The sequence below is a fragment of the Ferrimonas balearica genome (genome assembly GCF_019802055.1).
GTDB classification, from domain to species: Bacteria; Pseudomonadota; Gammaproteobacteria; order Enterobacterales; family Shewanellaceae; genus Ferrimonas; species Ferrimonas balearica_A.
The window spans coordinates 1,305,133-1,325,323 of the sequence record NZ_JAHVHW010000007.1 but is presented as its reverse complement, the minus strand read 5'-3'; the positions used below and the strand labels follow the sequence as shown (position 1 = coordinate 1,325,323).

The following is a 20,191-nucleotide window of genomic DNA, read 5'->3' as shown; positions in this document are numbered from 1 at the left end:
CTATGTCTGCTAACTGGCTTTATCCGCCGAGTGCCATCTTTGCCCGCAGCAAAGTGGTGCCAGTGATGGTGATTGAAAAGCTCGATCAGGCAGTGCCTTTGGCCAAAGCGCTGGTCGCTGGTGGGATCGAAATTCTGGAAGTGACGCTGCGTACCGACTGCGCTCTGGATGCCATCAGTGCCATTCGTGAGGCGGTACCGGAAGCTCTGGTTGGTGCGGGCACCGTTTTGACCCCAGAGCAGTTGGATGCGGTGATCGAAGCGGGCGCGCAATTTGCCATCAGCCCCGGCGCAACCAAGAGTTTGCTGGAAGCGGGTAAGCGAGCCCCCATCGCCCTGATCCCCGGCGTAGCGTCCGTTTCTGACGCCATGAAGGCGATTGAGCAGGGTTATGACCACCTGAAATTTTTCCCGGCCGAATCCAGCGGTGGCGCCAAGGCCCTCAAAGCGATGGCTGGCCCTCTTGCTGGACTGACGTTCTGCCCGACCGGTGGTATTGGCCCGGACAACTATCAGGATTACCTGAAACTGGCCAACGTGGCCTGTGTTGGTGGCAGTTGGGTGGCCCCAGCGGATGCCATTACCAACGGAGAGTGGGAACGCATTACCGAACTGTCCCGTAAAGCGATTGCGGGGTAACCGGATTCGGGACAAAAACGCTCGCCTTTTGGCGAGCGTTTTTTTATGGTTTTCAAACGATTGATACCGAGGAGTATGGGGATGGAATCCACCACCGCCGTCCGGGAACTGTGCAGCATTAACCTGCCGGTGATCCGATGCCGTTTCGATTATGCGGACCGGGATGGGCAGATCTCCAAAAGGGATGTCCGGCTATGCCGTTTTTTTGTGACGGAAGAGGGACGTCAATATCTGGAGGGAGTGTGCGTACTGCGTGGAAGTCGCAGAACCTTTCGCCTGGACCGCTTCCAATCTCCGCTGCATCACGTCGGCAGTGGTATGGAGTACCCATCAGCCCGGGTTTCTGAGCAGTTGGCTGAGTTGATTCAGCTTGCCGGGCAGCCGAACGCTGCGCCTCAACCAAAGGGGGCTACCATGGGGTTGCCGTTGGTGTGGATGCTGCTGGGTGGCCTGCTTGCCTGGGGCCTGATTAACGCATAAAAAAACGCCGGCAATCGCCGGCGTTTTTGTTCCTGAGAACCCTTACTTGGCGTTCATCAGTACGACCGCATTGTCGAGCATGCGGTTGGAGAAGCCCCACTCGTTGTCATACCACGCCATGACCTTAACCAGTCGGCCGCTTACTCGGGTCTGAGTTGCGTCGAAAGTGGAAGACATCGGGCAGTGGTTGAAGTCGATGGAAACCAGGGGCTCGTGGTTTACCGCCAAAACTTCAGAGAGAACCCCTTCACTGGCGGCTTTCTCTACGATGGCGTTAACCTCTTCCACAGTGGTATCGCGGCTGGCGATAAAGGAGAGGTCAACCAAAGAAACATTCACAGTCGGGACACGAACGGCGCCACCGTCCAGTTTGCCGGCCAATTCCGGGATCACCAGGCCAACGGCGGCTGCGGCGCCGGTTTTGGTCGGGATCATATTCATTGCGGCGGCACGGGCACGACGCAGGTCGGAGTGATAAACGTCGGACAGACGTTGATCGTTGGTGTAGGCGTGGATGGTGGTCATCAAGCCGGACTCAACGCCCAGGGCATCATGCAGAGGCTTGGCAAACGGCGCCAGACAGTTGGTGGTGCAGGAGGCGTTGGAGATCACCGTCATGTCAGAGGTGATGATGTCCTGGTTAACGCCGTATACCACAGTGGCGTCCACCTCTTTGCCAGGCGCGGAGATGATCACCTTCTTGGCGCCCGCTTCAATGTGTGCGGAAGCGGTGGCTTTGGTGGTGAAGATACCGGTGCACTCGAATACCACGTCGACACCCAGGTCGGCCCAGGGCAGCTTGCTCGGGTCACGCTCAGAGAAGGTTTGGATTCGATCACCGTTGATGGTGATGGCACTGTCGTCGTGTTCGACTTTGGCATTGAAGCGGCCATGGACAGTGTCATATTTGGTGAGGTGGGCGTTGATGGCGGCATCGCCGAGGTCGTTGATGGCGACGATCTTAATGGGGTACTGCTTTTCGCTTTCGTACAGTGCCCGGACCACATTGCGACCAATCCGACCGTAACCGTTAATAGCGACTTTGATCATAGCGTTCATTCCGTAATGCCTTGTCGATATGTAGTAAAATTACAATATTGTCGCGGTCGGTCAAGTGTTTTTGGTCAAAATGTTGGTAATTAAACGATGTGCCCGCACCGCAACCAGCGACCTTTGCCCCGGTGCAGAGCGACGCTGTTTGGATTCAGGTTAGACAACCCTTTCGAACACTGCCGGGACAGACAAAAAAATCGCCGGTTGAAGGCGATTTTTGATGAAATTCCCTTACAGATTGAACCTCTCCCGGATGGGTTCCCCGTCTCTCATGGCATTGGCCATTTCGTCGGCCCGTTGAACCAACGCTTCGGTCTGTTGGGTCGGTAAACCGAGGTGCTGGGCCAGCGCTGTGGGGCTCGCCAGGTTGTTATTGCGTTGACCAAGGTAGGTGAAAAGAAACGCGGCCTGATGCTCTCCGAGCTCATTCATGACAAAGCCCAGCTGGGTTAACAGTTCCTGATCCAGGCGAGCCGCCTGGGGATTGGCTTCCACGACATCGAGCAGATAACGCTTCGCTTTTTCTGGGTTCGACTTAGTGAAGTAGATGCCGGTTAATCGCTTAAGAAGGAGCCCCTCGATCTGGTCTTTTGACTCCGCGGAGAGAAATCGCTCTAACGCGTCGGTGTCGTTAAAACGCGTCCAATGATAGAGACTTAACCCCGGATGGGATGCCTTGCTGGTGGCTTTTTGCAGGCTCTCCAGTGATTCCAACCCCTTCAGATAGAAAAGGCTTCGCTCCTGCTCAATGGACTTGCCGGGGGTACGGCTTACCATCTGGGCGATGTTACTCATGCACTCCACATACTGTTCCAACTCCACAATCTCATTAAAGCGGTGGGCATCGTCAGCGGTGGACTGAAACTGGTAACGGGCGTGAATGACGGCGGCGCGATTGTGTCGGCACCAACCCGAGGTATTGAGGTCCGTGCACAGGGCTGGTGTGTCGTTGCAGATGTCACGAGCATTGGGGGCCCGGTCGCAACCGGAAAGCAATGTGACCGACATAACGGCCATCAGGGGAAGGGTTTTCATGATCGGAGAATTACCACAATTGCCACTCCTTGGCGAAAAATTCTGTTATTTAGCAACAGGTTGGACTCTGGGGTGCGCTGGAAATCGCGCGACAGTTTTCTGTAGAATAGCCGCGCTTTCCCGGGCCGCCAAGGTAGGCGGCGGAAAGCATAATGAATAATAATTTTCAGCGTGCTCTATTGTTTCCCCAAAGGAACATCTTCATAGGACTCTGTACATGACCGCAGACAAACACCTTCAAAGCTGGCAAGAGCGTTTCGAACTGGCCGAGGCGATGCAGCCTCTGCTCGGCAAGCTGTACCGCAACCAAGGGGTTGAAGTACAAATCTACGGCCGCCCATTGTTGAACGCTTCTACCATCGACATCACCAAAGCCCATCGCCTGGTGTCCAAGTATGAAGGTGAAAAGCTGCGTCTGCGCGATTCCTTCCCCTTCGTTGAGGCGCTGAGCCGCCTGGACGTAAAGCATTGCCGTGTGGATATCGGTAAGCTGGCTGTGAACTACTGGCGCAACCACAATGACGCGTCCGAGATTGACGCCTACATGGCAGACCAACTCTCAGGTGCGCTGGGTAAAGAGCTGGAGCCTCGTGACGTTGTACTGTACGGCTTTGGCCGTATCGGTCGTCTGCTGGCTCGCTTGATGATTGAGCGTACCGGTGTTTCCAACACCCTGCGCCTGCGTGCCATCGTGGTACGTGGTGGCCGTGACGGTGATCTGGAGAAGCGTGCCAGCCTGCTGCGTCGTGACTCCATCCATGGTCCGTTTAACGGTTCCATCGAAGTGGATAACGAGAACAATGCGCTGATCGCCAACGGCACCTACATCCAGGTGATCTACGCCAACAGCCCTGACCAGGTCGACTACACCCAATATGGTATCGACAACGCTCTGGTAGTGGATAACACCGGCATCTGGAAGGATGAAGAGGGACTGGGTCTGCACCTGAAAGCCAAAGGCGCCGCCAAGGTACTGTTGACTGCCCCGGCCAGCGGCGGCATCAAGAACATCGTATATGGCGTAAACGATGCGGACATTCTGGACGAGGACACCATCATGTCCGCAGCGTCCTGTACCACCAACGCCATTACCCCGGTTCTGAAAGCCGTAAACGATAAGTTTGGCATCAAGAATGGTCACGTAGAGACGGTACACTCCTACACCAACGACCAGAACCTGATCGACAACTACCACAAAGCAGACCGCCGCGGCCGCAGCGCTCCGCTGAACATGGTGATCACCTCTACCGGTGCCGCCAAGGCCGTAGCTAAGGCACTGCCTGAGCTGAAAGGCAAGCTGACTGGTAACGCCATCCGCGTTCCGACCCCCAACGTGTCCATGGCGATCATGAACCTGAACCTGGGCAGCGAAACCACCTGTGAAGAGATGAACGAGTACCTGCGCTGGACCGCGCTGTACTCCGACCTGCAGAACCAGGTGGATTACACCGAATCCACCGAGATCGTTTCCAGCGATCTGGTTGGTTCCCGTTTCGCCGGTATCGTTGATTCCCAGGCCACCATCGTCGATGGCGACCGCGCTGTACTGTACGTCTGGTATGACAACGAGTTTGGTTACAGCAACCAGGTGATCGGCGTGATGAAAAAGATGCTGGGCGTAACCGGTCTCGTATTACCGTAAGACCCGCGTTAACCGCATCGCCAATCCAGCCTCGGTAACGGGGCTGGATTTTTCTTTTTTACGGAGTAGCGAAACATGCTGAAGCAAGGGGTTATTTGGGTTCTGGTGTTGTCTTTAGCGCTTTGGGGCGGTGGATGGCTCAGAGGCCTGGCCATGACACCCGTTGGCGAACTGGCACCTCAGTCAGAAGTGGCGGGTTGGCAAGGGGGGCATCAGATCCTGCCGGAATCCGGGCGTGCCCAATTGCTGTATCTCTTTGCTCCCTGGTGTGCCATCTGCGATCTGACCATCGACAGTGTTGATGCCCTGCGTGAATCCGGCAGGGAGGTCCATCTGGTGGCGCTCGCATACCAAAGCCGCCAGGAGATGGCGGATTTCCTCGAAGGCCATCCGGACATCGGCCCCATCTGGCTGGGAAATAATCAACTGGCAGAGAATTTTGGGGTACCCGCTTTCCCGGCCTATGTGATAGTGGACGGTGAGGGCAGGGTGGTGGCCCGTCGGGTGGGTTATATGCCCGGCTGGGCGTTGCGTGCCTACCTCGCATGGTACGGGGTTTAAGTGACCCTCCGCACGCTTTACTGAAGCTGCCATGCGCCCTATAGTGGGCGCTCAGACATCAACAGGGAGTGCCCAATGGCGTTGATACATTGCCCGGCATGTGCCAAACGGATCTCAGACAAAGCCCCTTTTTGTCCCCATTGTCAGTTTGCACGCACCGACGATCCCGAGTCCCTGGAACGGGCTAACCGGATCCGTCAGATCAAGCACAATCAGAGCCTGATGACCCAGAGTTTCCTCGCCCTGTTCGCCTTTGTCGGCGGATTTGGCCTGTGGTGGTGGGGCGGCGAAGCCGCAGATGGCTGGCGCGCGCCTGTCGGAATCGGCTTGATGAGCCTGGGCTTTGTCGCGTATCTCGTCACCCGGGTGCGGATCCTGCTCGCCAAAAGGAGTAAATAAGCGTGAACTGGCAAGCGATGGTAGACAGTTTGACACCGGAACTGGTTGAGAGACTGCAGACTGGTGTGGAGACTGGCAAATGGCCCGATGGAACAGTGTTGACAGAACAGCAGCGTGATTCTGCGATGCAGGCGGTGATTGCCTGGCAAGCCAAACACGGTAATCAGGACCAGCATCTGACGGTGGGGCCGGACGGCAACATCATCCACCTCTCTAAGGCGGAATTAAAAAGACAGTTTCGGGAAGCGCCTTTAGCACGACTGAAACCGGAGTAACAGAAAGGCGCCCTGAGGCGCCTTTTTTATTGTCCGCTGAACGTGGTCACTCAGTGACTCAGCTCGCCACGCAGGGGGGTCTGCATCAGGCGACGGCGCTCTTCAAAACTGAGGTCCTGAGACAACAGGTAGTGGAGTTTTGCCAGGGCCGCCTCGGTGGTCATATCGAAGCCGCTGATAACGCCGCAGCGGGACAGTGCATTGCCGGTGGCGTAGCCAGCCATATTCACCTTGCCCTGCAGACACTGGGTCAGGTTGACCACCAGTATCTCCCGTTCACAGGCTTCCTTGAGCAGCGACAGCAGATCTTCCCGCTCCGGTGCATTACCGACACCGAAGGAGAGCAGGATCAGTGCTTTCACTGGCTGGCGTAACAGGTTGGCAATGACGTCAGTACTGATGCCGGGATAGAGGGTGACCACCCCGATGGGTTGGGGAATGATCTTGTGGACGTTGAGCGCTTTTCCGCTGGGCTTAGCCAGTACGGCGTCACCGAGGCGGATCTCAATGCCAGCTTCCAGCAAGGGCTTGAGGTTGGGGCTGTCAAAGGCCGCGAAACCGTCGGCATGCACCTTAGTGCTGCGATTTCCGCGCAACAGGGTGTTGTTGAAAAACAGACACACCTCGGCGATGGGGTAGTTGGCGGCGATGTAGAGGGCGTTCAGCAGGTTCTGCTGACCATCGGAGCGCAACTGGGCCAGAGGGATTTGTGAGCCTGTGACGATCACCGGTTTCTCCAGATCCTCCAGCATAAAGGAGAGAGCGGAGGCGGTGAACGCCATGGTGTCGGTGCCGTGGAGGATCACAAACCCGTCAAACTGGTCGTAGTGGGCCTGAATGTCGTCCGCTATCTGCTGCCAGTCATGGGGGCTCATGTTGGAGCTGTCGATCAACTGGTCGTATTCGTGGATCTCGAACTCCGGCATCTCCGGACGATGAAACTCCGGGTTGGCATTGACGCTTTCGGTGAGAAAGCCGGCCACCGGGGCGAAGCCGTTCTCGGTTCGCTGCATACCGATGGTGCCGCCGGTGTAAGCGACGTAGATCCGTTTTCTTTGCATGTTCAGGACTCTTTGGTCGTGCTGTTGGCGCGATTATAGCGGCGAAGGGGGCAAAAGAAAGCCCGGCATGGCCGGGCTTTCATAACGCTATCGATGAGTTAGCTAAGCGGAGCACACTCCAGGCACAGCAGGTAGCGGTGGTTGGGGTCATCCAGCTTTAGCTGAGCCTCAAGCGGTGCGGTCAGGGCATTCAGCACCTGCTGCCACTGCGGCACCTCAACCTCAGGCAGGTAGGTGCCAGCGGCTCCGAAGAACTGCTGAAGCATCTCCTGTTCAGGCGATAGCTTGGGTCCGATCACCCGGGTGTCGTATGCCTCAAGTTGGGCCAGGTTGGCCGCAGTCTCAATGGCGTCGTCCAACTCGCCCATCTCATCCACCAGACCGTTCTCCAGTGCCGCTTTACCGCTCCAGATCCGTCCTTGGGCAATCTCATCGACCTGCTCCAGTGGCAGGTTACGAGCGGTGGATACCAGCTGAATGAAGTCCTGGTAACCCTTGTTGAGGCTCTGCTGAACCAGATGCTTAAAGCCATCCGGCAGCGGACGAAGGACGCTCAGTCCGGCCATCTCTGTGGTCCCGACGCCATCTGCATGGATACCCAATGCCGCAGCGCTCTCCTCAAAGGTGGTGATAAGACCGATGATGCCGATGGAACCGGTGATGGTAGTCGGCTGAGCGAAAATGCGGTCAGCATTGGCGGAGATCCAGTATCCACCGGAGGCGGCAACAGAACCCATGGAGGCAACGACGGGCTTACCGGCTGCTTGTAGGGCCAGAACCTCCTGACGGATCTGTTCTGACGCATAGGCGCTGCCGCCGCCGCTGTCTACACGAAGTACAACCGCTTTAACCTTGTCGTCCTCCCGGGCTTCTCGAAGCAATCGGGAGGTGCTGATGCCACCAATGGTGCCCGCGGGCTGGTCGCCATTAAGGATGGTGCCTTTCGCCACGATGATGGCGATCTGGTTTTCCCCCTGAGCTTCAAGCATCGGACGAACGTGTGCGAGATAGCCGCTCAGGCCGATCGCCTTAATGGCGTGCTCGTCATCAGGCTGGGTGCCAAAGCGCTCAATCAACTCTTCCCGCATCTCGATATCGGTCTTCAGTTCATCCACCAGACCTTGAGTGAGGGCCAGTTTGGCCATGTCGCCGCCAACGGCTTCCAGATTAGCATTGAGGGTCGCCAGAGTAGGGGAGAACTGCGCAGCGTCGAGATCGCGATTGCTGGCAACGGTGCCAACATAGCTGCCCCAGAGGTCAGTCAGAACCGCCTGATTGGCTTCTTTGGCCTCGTCCGACATGTCATTGCGGGTATAAGACTCAGCAAAAGACTTGTATTTACCCACACGGAATAGGTGCGTGTTGACCTTGAGCTTCTCCAGGGCCTCCTTGTAGTAGACCCGGTACATGCCAAAGCCGTCGATGGAGACCACGCCGCCGGGATTCAGTTGAATCTCATCGGCGAAACTGGCCAGGAAGTAGTTGCCCTGGTCCAGCCAGCCAGCCTGAGCGATAACCGGTTTGCCTGACTCCTTGAATTGCTCCAGTGCCTGACCTACCTCTTCGAGCTTGGCCAGGCCTCCGCTCATCTTTCCGGGTTTGAGTACGATGCCGCTGATACGGTCATCGTTGGCCGCTTCGTTGATCGCCAGCAGAAGATCCGACATCAGGATCTCTTTGGGACGATCATTGCCCTGGCCGGTAATCAGTTCCATAGGGTCCAGTGGACGTTTCTGTTCAACCAGGATCCCATCCAATCTCAGTACCAGGGCACCACCATCGGGAACCGGCTCCAGCTCATCTCCGCTCAGGGCGACGATGACGATGGCCAGTACAGCGAAAAACACCAGATTGACGATCACCTTGCGTGTGGTGTTCAAAAAGCTGGCGACAAAACGGAAAAGTCGTTTAATCAATGAAGGTTGTGTCGACATGCGTTGCCTTCCATAGAGTATCTCAACACTATGCTATCTCATGCGAATGAAATGGTGGAGGCGGAATTTCAGCTGTTTTGTAAGGCTTTATTGAGGGTTGATGTAGAGGCGGCTTGTGATGGGGGTCACGTCGAGATAGTCTAAAACAAATGTTTGAAATAGGTGTTTAAGGATGAGCAACTCCTACCCCCATATGCTGGCGCCCCTGGATCTGGGCTTTACTCAACTCAAGAACCGAGTGCTGATGGGCTCCATGCACACGGGACTGGAAGAGGAGAAGGGTGGGTTCGACAAGTTGGCGGCCTTCTATGCGGAACGAGCCCGAGGCGGTGTGGGCCTTATCGTTACCGGCGGTATCGCGCCCAATTTCCGTGGTCGCCTCTCGCCTCACGCCAGTCAATTGAGCTTTCCCTGGCAGGTCGGCAAACACCGTCGGGTCACCGAGGCGGTGCACCAGGCAGGGGGGAAAATCTGCCTTCAGATCCTGCATTCAGGACGTTACGGTTATCACCCCTTCTGCGTCAGCGCCAGTCCGGTGAAGTCGCCCATCTCGCCCTTCAAGCCCAAAGCACTGAGTGAAAGCGGCATCAAGCGAACCATCAAGGATTACGCCAGATGCGCCAGACTGGCTCAGAAAGCCGGTTATGACGGGGTTGAACTGATGGGTTCTGAAGGGTATCTGCTGAATCAGTTCCTCTGCCGGCGCACCAATGAGCGCACTGACCAGTACGGCGGCTCTTTGGAAAACCGCGCTCGATTTCCCCTGGCGATGGTTCGGGCAGTGCGCGAGGCCGTAGGATCCAATTTCATCATTATTTTCCGACTTTCCATGCTCGATCTGGTTGAAGGGGGCAACGATTGGGAAGAGGTGGTGCAACTGGCCAAGTGGCTGGAGGAAGCGGGCGTTACCATCATCAATACCGGGATTGGTTGGCACGAGGCCCGGATCCCGACTATTGCCACCAGTGTCCCGCGCGGCGCGTTCAGCTTTATTACTGAGCGTCTGCGCAGTGAGGTGAAAGTGCCTCTGGTCGCCACCAACCGCATCAACACCCCGGAGGTGGCGGAGACGATTCTGGCCAGCGGTCAGGCGGACATGGTGTCGATGGCGCGTCCTCTACTGGCCGATGCGCACTTCGTTGAGAAATCTGCTCGCGGTGAGCGAGAGGACATCAATGTCTGTATCGCTTGTAACCAGGGCTGTCTCGACCATACGTTCTCGTTGAAGCGCGCCACCTGTCTGGTGAACCCCTTCGCCTGTTATGAAACGGAACTGACGCTGCCAGCCGTAGCGGAAGCCAAATCCGTTGCAGTGGTGGGAGCCGGTCCCGCCGGGATGGCGTCCGCGTGTTATGCCGCTGAGCGTGGACATAAAGTCACGCTCTTTGAGCAGGAGAGTCAGCTGGGTGGTCAGTTTAATCTGGCAGCCCGGATCCCGGGTAAAGAGGAGTTTAAAGAAACCCTGGCCTACTTCAGTCAGCGTCTGAATCGGCTTGGCGTAACCGTTAAGCTGGGCGAACGTGCGGACCCGGAAGCGCTGAAAGCGTTCGACGAGGTGATTCTCGCAACCGGTGTGACGCCCCGTGTCCCGGGCCTTGAGGGTGTCGACCATGAGAAGGTGGTGACCTATCAACAGGTCCTGCGTGGTGAGCGGGAGGTTGGCCAGCGTGTGGCGTTGATGGGGGCGGGCGGCATCGGTTTTGATATGGGCGAATTCCTGTCGGAAGCGCACGAGTCGGCCACCCTGCATCCAAACACCTGGCTGGCACAGTGGGGCATCGATCCGAAGTACCAAAGCAATGGGGGATTGACTGAGCGGGATAGCACCGCCTTTGAATCCGCCAGAGAGATCCACCTGATGCAGCGCAAATCGACCAAACCTGGAAAAGGGTTGGGTAAGACAACCGGGTGGATCCATCGCGCGGTGCTCAAAGATCGTGGTGTGAAGATGTGGTCCGGCGTGGAGTATCTGAAGGTGGATGATGCGGGCCTTCATATCCGCCATAAGGGTGAGGAGAAACTGCTGGAGGTGGACACCGTTGTGCTGTGCACGGGGCAGGAGTCCAACCGCACGCTGGGGGACGCCCTGACCGAAGCGGGCGTGGCGTACCGTTATGTCGGTGGCGCCGATGTTGCTGCTGAGTTGGACGCCAAGCGGGCGATCCGCCAGGCTGCCGAGGTGGCTGCCGCGCTTTAATCTCTGTTCCGCTTGATAAAGCCCCGGCTATCCGGGGCTTTTTTGTGCTTTGGCTGCGGCTCTGCCATACCTGAATAGTCGTGTCTTAGCGCAACAGGAGCGGAATATGAGCGATGTGCACTTTTCTCCAACGGGCTCTCAACTTAATGCCTATCTGATGGTAGAGGATGCCAGGGCCGCCCTGACCTATTACGAAACGGTGTTTGGCGCGGTGACAACCATGGAGATGTTGCTGCCTGATGGCTCAGTAGGCCACGCCGAAATGAGCATTGGAGACAGCGCGCTGATGTTGGGGAGTGAAAGTGCAGAGATGGGCAGTTTTGCACCGGCCCACTATGGTGGCTCGCCGGTAACGCTCTGTCTGTATGTCGCGAACGTGGACGCGGTGTTTGAACGAGCGGTTACCGCGGGTGCAAAACCGCTGCGACCAGTAGAGAATCAGTTTTACGGTGACCGTTCCGGCACCCTTCAGGACCCCTTTGGGCACATCTGGACCATAGCGACCCATACGGAGGATCTGTCCGAGCAGGAGATTCAGGCTCGTTTCAATGCCTCTCTGAAAGGGAAAGAGACCTGAAATGGGGCAGGGCACAAAAAACCGCGCCTGATGGCGCGGTTTTGTTTGAGTCAGGCTAACTCAATGTCCCCATCGGGCACGCAACAGCAAGGCAGGATCTGGCCCGGTTTCAGGTAGGCCATTGGAGTCGTCAGGTAACGCACCTTGCCTTTTGCCAGGTTGGTTTTACAGGCGCCGCAATAGCCACTGCGGCACTCGCTGTAATGACCGTGATGCTCAAGACTACGGAGCAGCGGGGTCTGGTCATCCTGATGGATCAACTGCTGGCCACAGGCCAGGGTGATCCGAGCCATCAGAGTTCGAAATCCTTCAGATCCGATGCACCCAGGTTGTTGTCGATCTGGTTGGTCAGATAGGAGGAGACCTCCACTTCTTGAGGTGCCACCTGCACGGTGTCGCTCTCTAACCAGGTGCTCATCCACGGCAGCGGGTTACTGCGCTTATCGAAGATGGGCGTGAAGCCGATAGCGGACATACGCTCGTTGGTGATGAACTCAACGTAATCCTCAACAATCTGCTTGTTCAAGCCCAGCATGGAGCCATCTTTGAATAGATAGGCCGCCCACGCTTTCTCCTGCTCCGCCGCACGACGGAAGATTTCGACGGATTCGGCGTGGCACTCGATGGCGATCTCCGCCATCTCAGGGTCATCCTTACCGTCGGCCATCAGGTTGATCATGTGTTGAGTGCCCACCAGGTGAAGCTGCTCATCACGGGCGATAAAGCGGATGATCTTGGCGTTACCCTCCATCAGCTTGCGCTCAGCAAAGGCAAAGCTGCAGGCGAAGCTGACGTAGAAACGCACGGCTTCCAGCACGTTGACGGACATCAGGCACAGGTAAAGCTTTTTCTTGAGATCACGAAGAGAGAGCGTTACTGACTTGCCATTGATCTCGTGGGTGCCGGCACCGAACTGCTGATACAGCTGAGTCGCGTGGATCAGGTCATCGTAGTACTGCGAGATGTCGCCAGCGCGCTTTTGGATCTGCTCGTTCACGACGATGTCGTCGAACACCACGCCGGGATCGCTCACGATATTCCGGATGATGTGGGTGTAGGAGCGACTGTGGATCGTCTCGTAGAAGGACCAGGTTTCAATCCAGGTCTCCAACTCCGGCAGGGACACCAGAGGCAGCAGCGCCACGTTGGGACTGCGGCCCTGGATGGAGTCCAGCAAGGTCTGGTACTTCAGATTGGAGATGAAGATGTGCTTCTCGTGATCCGGCAGCTTGTTGTAGTCGATGCGATCCTGAGTGACATCAACCTCTTCCGGACGCCAGAAGAAGGAGAGCTGTTTCTCAATCAGGTCTTCGAAAATACGGTGCTTCTGCTGATCGTATCGGGCCACATTCACCGGATTGCCAAGGAACATCGGCTCCTTGAGCGCGTCGTTCTGAATGCGTGAGAAGGTGCTATACAGTTGGCTCATGAGGTCTCTGTCCCTTAGATCTTACAGGCGCCGCCGGCGCAGTCGTTATCGTCAGCCTTGCTCTGGCTATCGGATTGGCCATCACGGGTGTTCTGGTAGTAGAGGGTCTTCAGACCGTACTTGTACGCCAGCATCAGGTCCTGGAGCAACAGCTTCATCGGCATCTTATTGCCTTCGTAGCGGCTGGGGTCGTAGTTGGTGTTGGCGGAGATCGCCTGGTCCACAAACTTCTGCATCAGGCCAACCAGTTGCAGATAGCCGGTGTTGCTCGGAATGGTCCAAAGCAGCTCGTACTTGTCACGCAGGGTTTCGATGCCAGGCACCACTTGCTTCATCACCCCATCTTTGGAGCCCTTCACGCTCACCAGACCACGGGGCGGCTCAATGCCGTTGGTGGCATTGGAGATCTGACTGGAGGTCTCAGAGGGCATCAGCGCGGACAACGTCGAGTTACGCAGGCCATGCTCAAGAATCTCAGCACGCAGCGCATCCCAATCCAGGTGCAGCGGCTCATCACAGATGGCGTCCAGGGACGACTTATAGGTGTCGATGGGCAGGATGCCCTGGCTGTAGGTGGTTTCGTTAAAGGCCGGGCAGGCGCCTTTCTCTTTGGCCAGACCAACAGAGGCCTTCAGCAGGTAGTACTGAATCGCTTCGAAGGTACGGTGAGTCAGGTTGTTACCACTGCCATCGGAGTAGCGAACACCGTTCTTAGCCAGGTAGTAGGCGAAGTTGATCACACCGATCCCCAGTGTGCGGCGGTTCATGGTGCTGATCTTGGCGGCCTTGATGGGGTAGTCCTGATAGTCCAGCAGGCTGTCCAGGGCGCGTACGGCCAGATCCGCCAGCTCTTCCAGTTCACTCAACTCCTCAATGGCACCCAGGTTAAAGGCTGAGAGCGTACACAGGGCGATCTCACCATTCTCATCCTCGGGGTGGGTAAGCGGCTTGGTGGGCAGGGCGATCTCCAGACACAGGTTGGATTGCTTCACCGGCGCCACTTTCGGATCGAAGGGGCTGTGGGTGTTGCAGTGATCCACATGCTGGATATAGATGCGTCCGGTGGAGGCGCGCTCCTGCATCATCAGGCTGAACAGGGTGATCGCTTTAACGCGCTTCTTACGAATGGAATCGTCTTGCTCGTACTGGGTATACAGGCGCTCAAACTCGTCCTGATCGGCAAAGAAGGCGTCATACAGGCCAGGTACGTCAGAGGGGGAGAACAGGGTGATCTCGCCGCCCTCAATCAGACGCTGATAGAGGGTGCGGTTGATCTGCACGCCGTAGTCCATATGGCGGATACGGTTGGCTTCGGTACCGCGGTTGTTCTTCAGAACCAGCAGGTCCTCAACCTCAAGGTGCCACAGCGGGTAGAACAGAGTGGCTGCACCGCCACGAACGCCACCCTGGGAGCAGGATTTCACCGCGGTCTGGAAGTGCTTCAGGAACGGCAGCATACCGGTATGGAACGCTTCGCCACCCCGGATCGGGCTACCCAGAGCGCGGATGCGGCCGGCGTTGATGCCGATACCCGCACGCTGGCTCACATACTTCACGATGGAGGTGGAGGTGGCGCTGATGGAATCCAGGCTGTCACCACACTCAATCAGTACGCAGGAGCTGAACTGACGGGTCGGGGTACGCACACCGCTCATGATCGGAGTGGGCAGGGAGATCTTGAACTTGGAGGTGGCGTCATAGAAGCGCTTAACGTACTCGAGACGCACATCCTTGGGGTAATCGGCAAACAGGCAGGCGGCAACCAGCATGTAGAGGAACTGGGCGCTCTCGTACACCTCGCCGGTTACCCGGTTTTGCACCAGGTACTTGCCTTCCATCTGCTTGATGGCGGCGTAGGAGAACTTCATATCACGCCAGTGATCGATGTAGGCGTTCAGTTCATCGAACTCCTGACGGGAGTAGTCCGCCAGCAGGTGTTCATCGTAACGACGGGTCTCCACCATCTTGACCACATGATCATAGAGGTGGGGCGGCTCAAACTGACCAAACGCTTTCTTTCGCAGGTGGAACACCGCAAGACGGGCAGCCAGGTACTGGTAGTCCGGATTCTCTGCGCTGATCAGGTCGGCGGCGGCCTTGATCAGGGTCTCGTGAATGGCCTCGGTTTCGATCCCCTCGTAGAGGTGGATCTGTGCCGCCAACTCCACTTGGGATACGGAAACATTATCAAGCCCCATTGCGGCCCAATAGATGACGCGGTGGATCTTTTCGAGATCGATCGGTTCCTTCCGACCGTCTCGTTTCGTCACGAGTAGGTTACTGTTCATGCCCTGTGCTCTGGTCCGTGGTTTAGCCCTTAAAACACAAAAAAGCGGCGTGCGTTCGGAACGAAGGCTCTTCAACCCAGCCTAGGTGAAGAGGCATCCAAACTGCGGTGCCGACTAGTGTGTTTGATGTTCTGGTCACCACAACATATAGGTGACCGTCATTTGATGACTACAAGATAGGGCGGTTTCGGGGTGGGTTCAAGAGGGCGGGCTGTGGACAAAATTGTGGGTAAGCTGAGGCCAAAGCAAAGGGGTTAGTAGCGCCTAACCCTGCAAGGGCGCTATAGGGCGCAATGTCTTCCCTAGCACACCTTTTTCCCGCTTGGGAATGCCCTGGCAAAAAAAAACGATCCAGTGGATCGTTTGCGTATTTCTCACTCATTAAAGCCGAGCTTGTTTACCAGCGAATAGGGTGAGTCACAAAACCACTCGGCGGGCCATTCCAGAGGGCTGTCTTCTGGCCTCAAATACCCCCAGAGTGCGACACACCCTCTCATACCGGCGCTTTGAGCTGCCTGCATATCCCGCTCGGCATCGCCGACATAAAGGATACCGCCGGGATCGACTTGCAGAGATTCGGCGGCGGCCAGGAGAGGCTTGGGATGAGGTTTCGATACGTCGAAGGTGTCACCACTGACGTTGATGCGACTGCTGGCGAACAGAGGCAACTGTGCCAGCAGCGGATCCGTCAGCCAGCCGGGCTTATTGGTCACAATGCCCCAGGGCACTGCCTGTGCATCGAGCCGGGTCAACAGCTCATGGATGCCATCATAGGGACGAGTGTGGACACACAGTGAAGCCAGGTAGGCGTCCAGTAAGGCGTCTTTCAGGGGGTGATAGTCGGTGCGCTCGAACAGTGGTCCCAGTGCGGCCTGAAGCAGGCCCCGGCTGCCGTGGGAGCTGTATTGGTAGGCGTGCTCATCGGATAACGGCGGATAGCCGTAGCGGGCGAGGGCACGGTTGGCGGCGGCGCCGAGATCCAGCGCCGTATCCAGCAGAGTGCCGTCAAGATCAAACAAAACCCCCTGAATCGACATCAGGCCTCCGGCTTGTATGCGTGAATCATGTAGTTGACCGCCATGGAGGAGGTCATGCTGAAAGTCTGGGTCAGAGGGTTGTAGCGAACGCCATCAGCATGGCGGACCTTCAAACCGGCCTGTTCGCACCAGGCGATCAGCTGCGACGGACGCAGATACTTGTTGTAGTCGTGGGTGCCCTTCGGCAGCACCTTGAGCACCTGTTCTGCACCCACAATGGTGGTGAGGTAAGCCAGCGGCGTCTTGTTAATGGTGGAAAGGTAGAGGTGACCACCAGGCGCAACCAGTTCGGCGCAGGCGTGAATGACGGAACCCGGATCCGGCACATGCTCAATCATCTCCATACAGGTCACCACATCATACTGATCGGCATAATCTGCGGCATGCTGTTCAGCCGTGGCCTGCAGGTAATCCACATCTACGCCGCTTTCCAGGGCGTGAAGACGAGCGACTTCAAGAGGTTCTTCGCCCATATCCAGACCGGTAACCCGGGCGCCCAGTTTGGCCATAGCCTCACTGAGCAAGCCGCCACCACAACCCACATCGACCACTTTTTTACCAAAAAGCCCGTCGGCGTGACGCTCAATATAAGCGGTTCGCAGGGGGTTGAGTTTGTGAAGGGGGCCGGAGTGGCCTTCGGGATCCCACCAGGTTGCTGCAAGTTGTTCAAACTTAGCGACTTCGGAAGGATCCACATTTGCGTTGTTATACATCTATTTATCCGCTTTCTGGCAGGCTCTGACTGGGCTCGATTATAGCCATGGCGGGGGCTGCAGCGAAACCATGTTTGTGCGCTTCTATTGACGGTGGCTTGTGTTAGAATGCCAAATCACTGTTTTTTCCGGTAAGACCGGGGCGACTGCCGTCGTGGCGGGCGCTGTGAGGGAATTTAGTTTCTATGACTGATCAGGCTACAGAAATCACGCCGATTAACATCGAAGAAGAACTAAAAAGCTCCTACCTGGATTACGCGATGAGCGTAATCGTTGGGCGGGCTTTGCCGGATGTTCGTGATGGCCTTAAGCCGGTTCACCGTCGCGTTCTGTTCGCGATGAACGAACTGAGCAACGACTGGAATAAGCCTTACAAGAAGTCCGCCCGTGTGGTCGGGGATGTAATTGGTAAGTACCACCCGCACGGTGACAGCGCGGTATATGACACCATCGTCCGTATGGCTCAGCCATTCTCTCTGCGATACACCCTGGTAGATGGTCAGGGTAACTTCGGTTCCGTGGACGGTGACTCCGCCGCAGCGATGCGTTATACCGAAGTGCGCATGGACCGCATTGCTCACGAACTGCTGGCGGACCTGGACAAAGAGACCGTCGATTATGTGCCGAACTACGATGGCACCGAGCAGATCCCAGCGGTACTGCCGACCAAGGTACCCAACCTTTTGGTAAACGGCGCCTCCGGTATCGCCGTGGGTATGGCCACCAATATCCCGCCCCACAACCTCACCGAAGTGGTGGACGGCTGTCTGCACCTGATCGACAACGAACACGCCACCATTGATGAACTGATCGAGATCATCCCCGGTCCCGATTTCCCCACTGGCGGTATCATCAATGGCCGTAAAGGCATCTTTGACGCCTACCGCACCGGTCGTGGCAAGATCTATGTTCGTGCCAAAACCGAGGTGGAGACCGACAAGAATGGTCGCGAAGCGATCATCGTCAACGAGATCCCCTACCAGGTAAACAAAGCGCGTCTGATCGAGAAGATCGCTGAGCTGGTCAAAGACAAGAAGATTGAAGGCATCAGCGGTCTGCGTGATGAGTCCGATAAGGACGGCATGCGCATCGTGATTGAGCTGAAGCGTGGTGAAGTGCCGGAAGTGGTGCTGAACAACCTGTACGCTCAGACCCAGATGCAGACCGTATTCGGGATGAACATGGTGGCTCTGGCCAACGGCCAGCCGAAAGTGTTCAACCTGAAGGAGATGCTGGAAGCCTTCATCCGTCACCGCCGTGAAGTGGTGACCCGCCGTACCGTTTATGAGCTGCGTAAGGCTCGCGACCGCGCGCACATCCTTGAAGGTCTGGCGATTGCCCTGGCCAATATCGACCCGGTGATCGAACTGATTCGTCAGTCTCCGACTCCGGCCGAAGCCCGCGAAGCGCTGCTGTCCCGTGGTTGGGATCTGGGTAACGTAGCCGGCATGCTGGAGAAAGCGGGCGATGACGCTGCCCGTCCCGAGTGGCTGACTCCGGAGTTCGGCATCCGTGACGGTAAATACTACCTGACTCTGGAGCAGGCCAAGGCGATCCTGGACCTGCGTCTGCACAAGCTGACCGGTCTGGAGCACGAGTCCATCCTGGACGAGTACAAGGCGCTGCTCGAACAGATTGCTGAGCTGCTACACATCCTGGGTTCTACCGCTCGTCTGATGGAAGTGATCCGTGAAGAGCTGGAGCAAGTGAAAGCGCAGTATGGTGACGATCGCATGACCGAGATCAGCGCCGCTTCCGCCGACATCTCCATGGAAGATCTGATCACCCAGGAAGATGTGGTTGTGACCCTGTCTCACCAGGGCTACGTGAAGTACCAGCCTCTGAGTGACTACGAAGCCCAGCGTCGTGGTGGTAAAGGCAAGTCCGCGACCAAGATGAAGGATGAAGACTTCATTGAGCGTCTGCTGGTGGCCAATACTCACGACACCATCCTCTGCTTCTCCTCCATCGGTAAAGTGTACTGGATGCGGGTGTTCCAGCTGCCGCTGGCCAGCCGTACTGCCCGTGGCCGTCCGATCGTGAACCTGTTGCCGCTGAGCGAAGGTGAGCGTATCACCGCCATCCTACCGGTAGAGGAGTACTCCGCAGATAAGTACATCCTGTTTGCGACTGCGAAGGGCACCGTTAAGAAGACCGCGTTGAACGCCTACAGCCGTCCGCTTTCTTCCGGAATCCGTGCCATTAACCTGGCAGATGACGATCAGCTTATCGGCGTTGATATCACCGAAGGTGACAACGAAGTGATGCTGTTCTCCGACGCCGGCAAAGTGGTGCGCTTCAACGAAGACCAGGTTCGTTCCATGGGTCGTACCGCAACCGGTGTTCGCGGTATCAACCTGGAAGGCAGCGACCGAGTGGTTTCCCTTATCGTGCCTCGCGACGATGGCGCCATCCTGACCGTGACCGAAAACGGCTTTGGTAAGCGTACGCCGCAGGAGGAGTACCCGACCAAGAGCCGTGCCACCAAAGGGGTAATCTCCATTAAGGTGAGCGAGCGTAATGGTTTGGTGGTCGGTGCCGTTCAGGTGGGTGAGAATGATGAGATCATGCTTATCACCAACCGTGGCACCCTGGTGCGAACCCGCGTTTCTGAAGTGTCCGAAGTCGGTCGAAACACCCAGGGTGTTCGCCTGATCCGTACCGCAGAAGACGAGCAGGTTGTGGGCCTTGAGCGCATCGACGAAGTCGAGGTGGATGAGGCATTGCTCGAAGAGGGTGCGGAAGGCGAAAGCACCGCGGACAGCCCGGCCGAGAGCCAGTCTGGCGAGACCGAAGATACGGGCGCCGACGAATAAGCAACATTGAAGACGGGCGCCTCTGATGAGGCGCCCGTTTTTTATTCAGAGGGAAT

At 56.9% G+C, this 20,191-nt stretch carries 18 protein-coding genes; 9 read left to right on the top strand and 9 right to left on the bottom strand.

Features of this window, described 5'->3' with window-relative positions:
* The first annotated feature begins 2 nt into the window (after window positions 1–2).
* Window positions 3–638 (top strand): bifunctional 4-hydroxy-2-oxoglutarate aldolase/2-dehydro-3-deoxy-phosphogluconate aldolase, encoded by a 636-nt coding sequence (locus KUV52_RS13675; protein WP_222526479.1) that lies wholly within the window; start codon window positions 3–5, stop codon window positions 636–638.
* Window positions 639–719: 81 nt separating this feature from the next.
* Window positions 720–1,118, top strand: coding sequence for a WYL domain-containing protein (locus KUV52_RS13670; protein WP_222526478.1), 399 nt, complete (start codon window positions 720–722; stop codon window positions 1,116–1,118).
* A 42-nt stretch (window positions 1,119–1,160) separates the two neighbouring features.
* Here the strand turns inward: KUV52_RS13670 and gap are convergent, their stop codons facing one another.
* Window positions 1,161–2,168, bottom strand: coding sequence for a type I glyceraldehyde-3-phosphate dehydrogenase (gene gap, locus KUV52_RS13665; protein ID WP_261389986.1), 1,008 nt, complete (start codon window positions 2,166–2,168; stop codon window positions 1,161–1,163).
* A 234-nt stretch (window positions 2,169–2,402) separates the two neighbouring features.
* Complete coding sequence (locus tag KUV52_RS13660; protein ID WP_222526476.1) at window positions 2,403–3,206, bottom strand: DUF2989 domain-containing protein; 804 nt, start codon at window positions 3,204–3,206, stop codon at window positions 2,403–2,405.
* Between the two features lie 217 nt (window positions 3,207–3,423).
* Between KUV52_RS13660 and KUV52_RS13655 the strand changes: the two genes are divergently transcribed.
* The 4 genes from KUV52_RS13655 (at window position 3,424) to KUV52_RS13640 (ending at window position 6,083) form a co-directional block, all read left to right on the top strand.
* Window positions 3,424–4,848 carry a glyceraldehyde-3-phosphate dehydrogenase gene (locus tag KUV52_RS13655; RefSeq protein ID WP_222526475.1) on the top strand — a complete coding sequence of 475 codons (1,425 nt, stop codon included), beginning with the start codon at window positions 3,424–3,426 and terminating at the stop codon, window positions 4,846–4,848.
* 75 nt (window positions 4,849–4,923) lie between these two features.
* Window positions 4,924–5,409, top strand: a complete 486-nt coding sequence (locus KUV52_RS13650) for a TlpA family protein disulfide reductase (RefSeq protein ID WP_222526474.1) — start codon at window positions 4,924–4,926, stop codon at window positions 5,407–5,409.
* 75 nt (window positions 5,410–5,484) lie between these two features.
* Window positions 5,485–5,808 carry a zinc ribbon domain-containing protein gene (locus KUV52_RS13645; protein ID WP_222526473.1) on the top strand — a complete coding sequence of 108 codons (324 nt, stop codon included), beginning with the start codon at window positions 5,485–5,487 and terminating at the stop codon, window positions 5,806–5,808.
* A gap of 2 nt (window positions 5,809–5,810) precedes the next feature.
* On the top strand, window positions 5,811–6,083 hold the full coding sequence (locus KUV52_RS13640; protein WP_222526472.1) for a YeaC family protein: 273 nt from the start codon (window positions 5,811–5,813) through the stop codon (window positions 6,081–6,083).
* Between the two features lie 50 nt (window positions 6,084–6,133).
* Here KUV52_RS13640 and ansA read toward each other — a convergent pair whose 3' ends face one another.
* Window positions 6,134–7,144 carry an asparaginase gene (gene ansA, locus KUV52_RS13635; protein WP_222526471.1) on the bottom strand — a complete coding sequence of 337 codons (1,011 nt, stop codon included), beginning with the start codon at window positions 7,142–7,144 and terminating at the stop codon, window positions 6,134–6,136.
* Between the two features lie 98 nt (window positions 7,145–7,242).
* Complete coding sequence (sppA, locus tag KUV52_RS13630; RefSeq protein WP_222526470.1) at window positions 7,243–9,078, bottom strand: signal peptide peptidase SppA; 1,836 nt, start codon at window positions 9,076–9,078, stop codon at window positions 7,243–7,245.
* Between the two features lie 172 nt (window positions 9,079–9,250).
* On the opposite strand from sppA, the gene KUV52_RS13625 reads away from it, so the two are divergent.
* Window positions 9,251–11,275 (top strand): FAD-dependent oxidoreductase, encoded by a 2,025-nt coding sequence (locus KUV52_RS13625; RefSeq protein WP_222526469.1) that lies wholly within the window; start codon window positions 9,251–9,253, stop codon window positions 11,273–11,275.
* 106 nt (window positions 11,276–11,381) lie between these two features.
* Window positions 11,382–11,852: a VOC family protein gene (locus tag KUV52_RS13620; protein WP_222526468.1), complete on the top strand. Its 471-nt coding sequence runs from the start codon at window positions 11,382–11,384 to the stop codon at window positions 11,850–11,852.
* A 50-nt stretch (window positions 11,853–11,902) separates the two neighbouring features.
* Here KUV52_RS13620 and yfaE read toward each other — a convergent pair whose 3' ends face one another.
* The 5 genes from yfaE to ubiG form a co-directional block, all read right to left on the bottom strand.
* Window positions 11,903–12,145 carry a class I ribonucleotide reductase maintenance protein YfaE gene (gene yfaE, locus KUV52_RS13615; protein ID WP_222526467.1) on the bottom strand — a complete coding sequence of 81 codons (243 nt, stop codon included), beginning with the start codon at window positions 12,143–12,145 and terminating at the stop codon, window positions 11,903–11,905.
* Window positions 12,145–13,281, bottom strand: a complete 1,137-nt coding sequence (nrdB, locus tag KUV52_RS13610; RefSeq protein ID WP_222526466.1) for a class Ia ribonucleoside-diphosphate reductase subunit beta — start codon at window positions 13,279–13,281, stop codon at window positions 12,145–12,147. The genes yfaE and nrdB overlap by 1 nt, the downstream gene beginning before the upstream one ends.
* Before the next feature lie 14 nt (window positions 13,282–13,295).
* A complete protein-coding gene (gene nrdA, locus KUV52_RS13605; RefSeq protein ID WP_222526465.1) occupies window positions 13,296–15,569 on the bottom strand; it encodes a class 1a ribonucleoside-diphosphate reductase subunit alpha in 2,274 nt (757 codons plus the stop codon).
* 374 nt (window positions 15,570–15,943) lie between these two features.
* On the bottom strand, window positions 15,944–16,606 hold the full coding sequence (locus tag KUV52_RS13600; protein ID WP_222526464.1) for an HAD family hydrolase: 663 nt from the start codon (window positions 16,604–16,606) through the stop codon (window positions 15,944–15,946).
* On the bottom strand, window positions 16,606–17,319 hold the full coding sequence (gene ubiG / locus KUV52_RS13595; RefSeq protein ID WP_222526463.1) for a bifunctional 2-polyprenyl-6-hydroxyphenol methylase/3-demethylubiquinol 3-O-methyltransferase UbiG: 714 nt from the start codon (window positions 17,317–17,319) through the stop codon (window positions 16,606–16,608). Before ubiG ends, KUV52_RS13600 begins: the two co-directional genes overlap by 1 nt.
* Window positions 17,320–17,504: 185 nt before the next feature.
* Between ubiG and gyrA the strand changes: the two genes are divergently transcribed.
* Window positions 17,505–20,135, top strand: coding sequence for a DNA topoisomerase (ATP-hydrolyzing) subunit A (gene gyrA / locus KUV52_RS13590; RefSeq protein WP_222526462.1), 2,631 nt, complete (start codon window positions 17,505–17,507; stop codon window positions 20,133–20,135).
* Window positions 20,136–20,191: the final 56 nt, after the last annotated feature.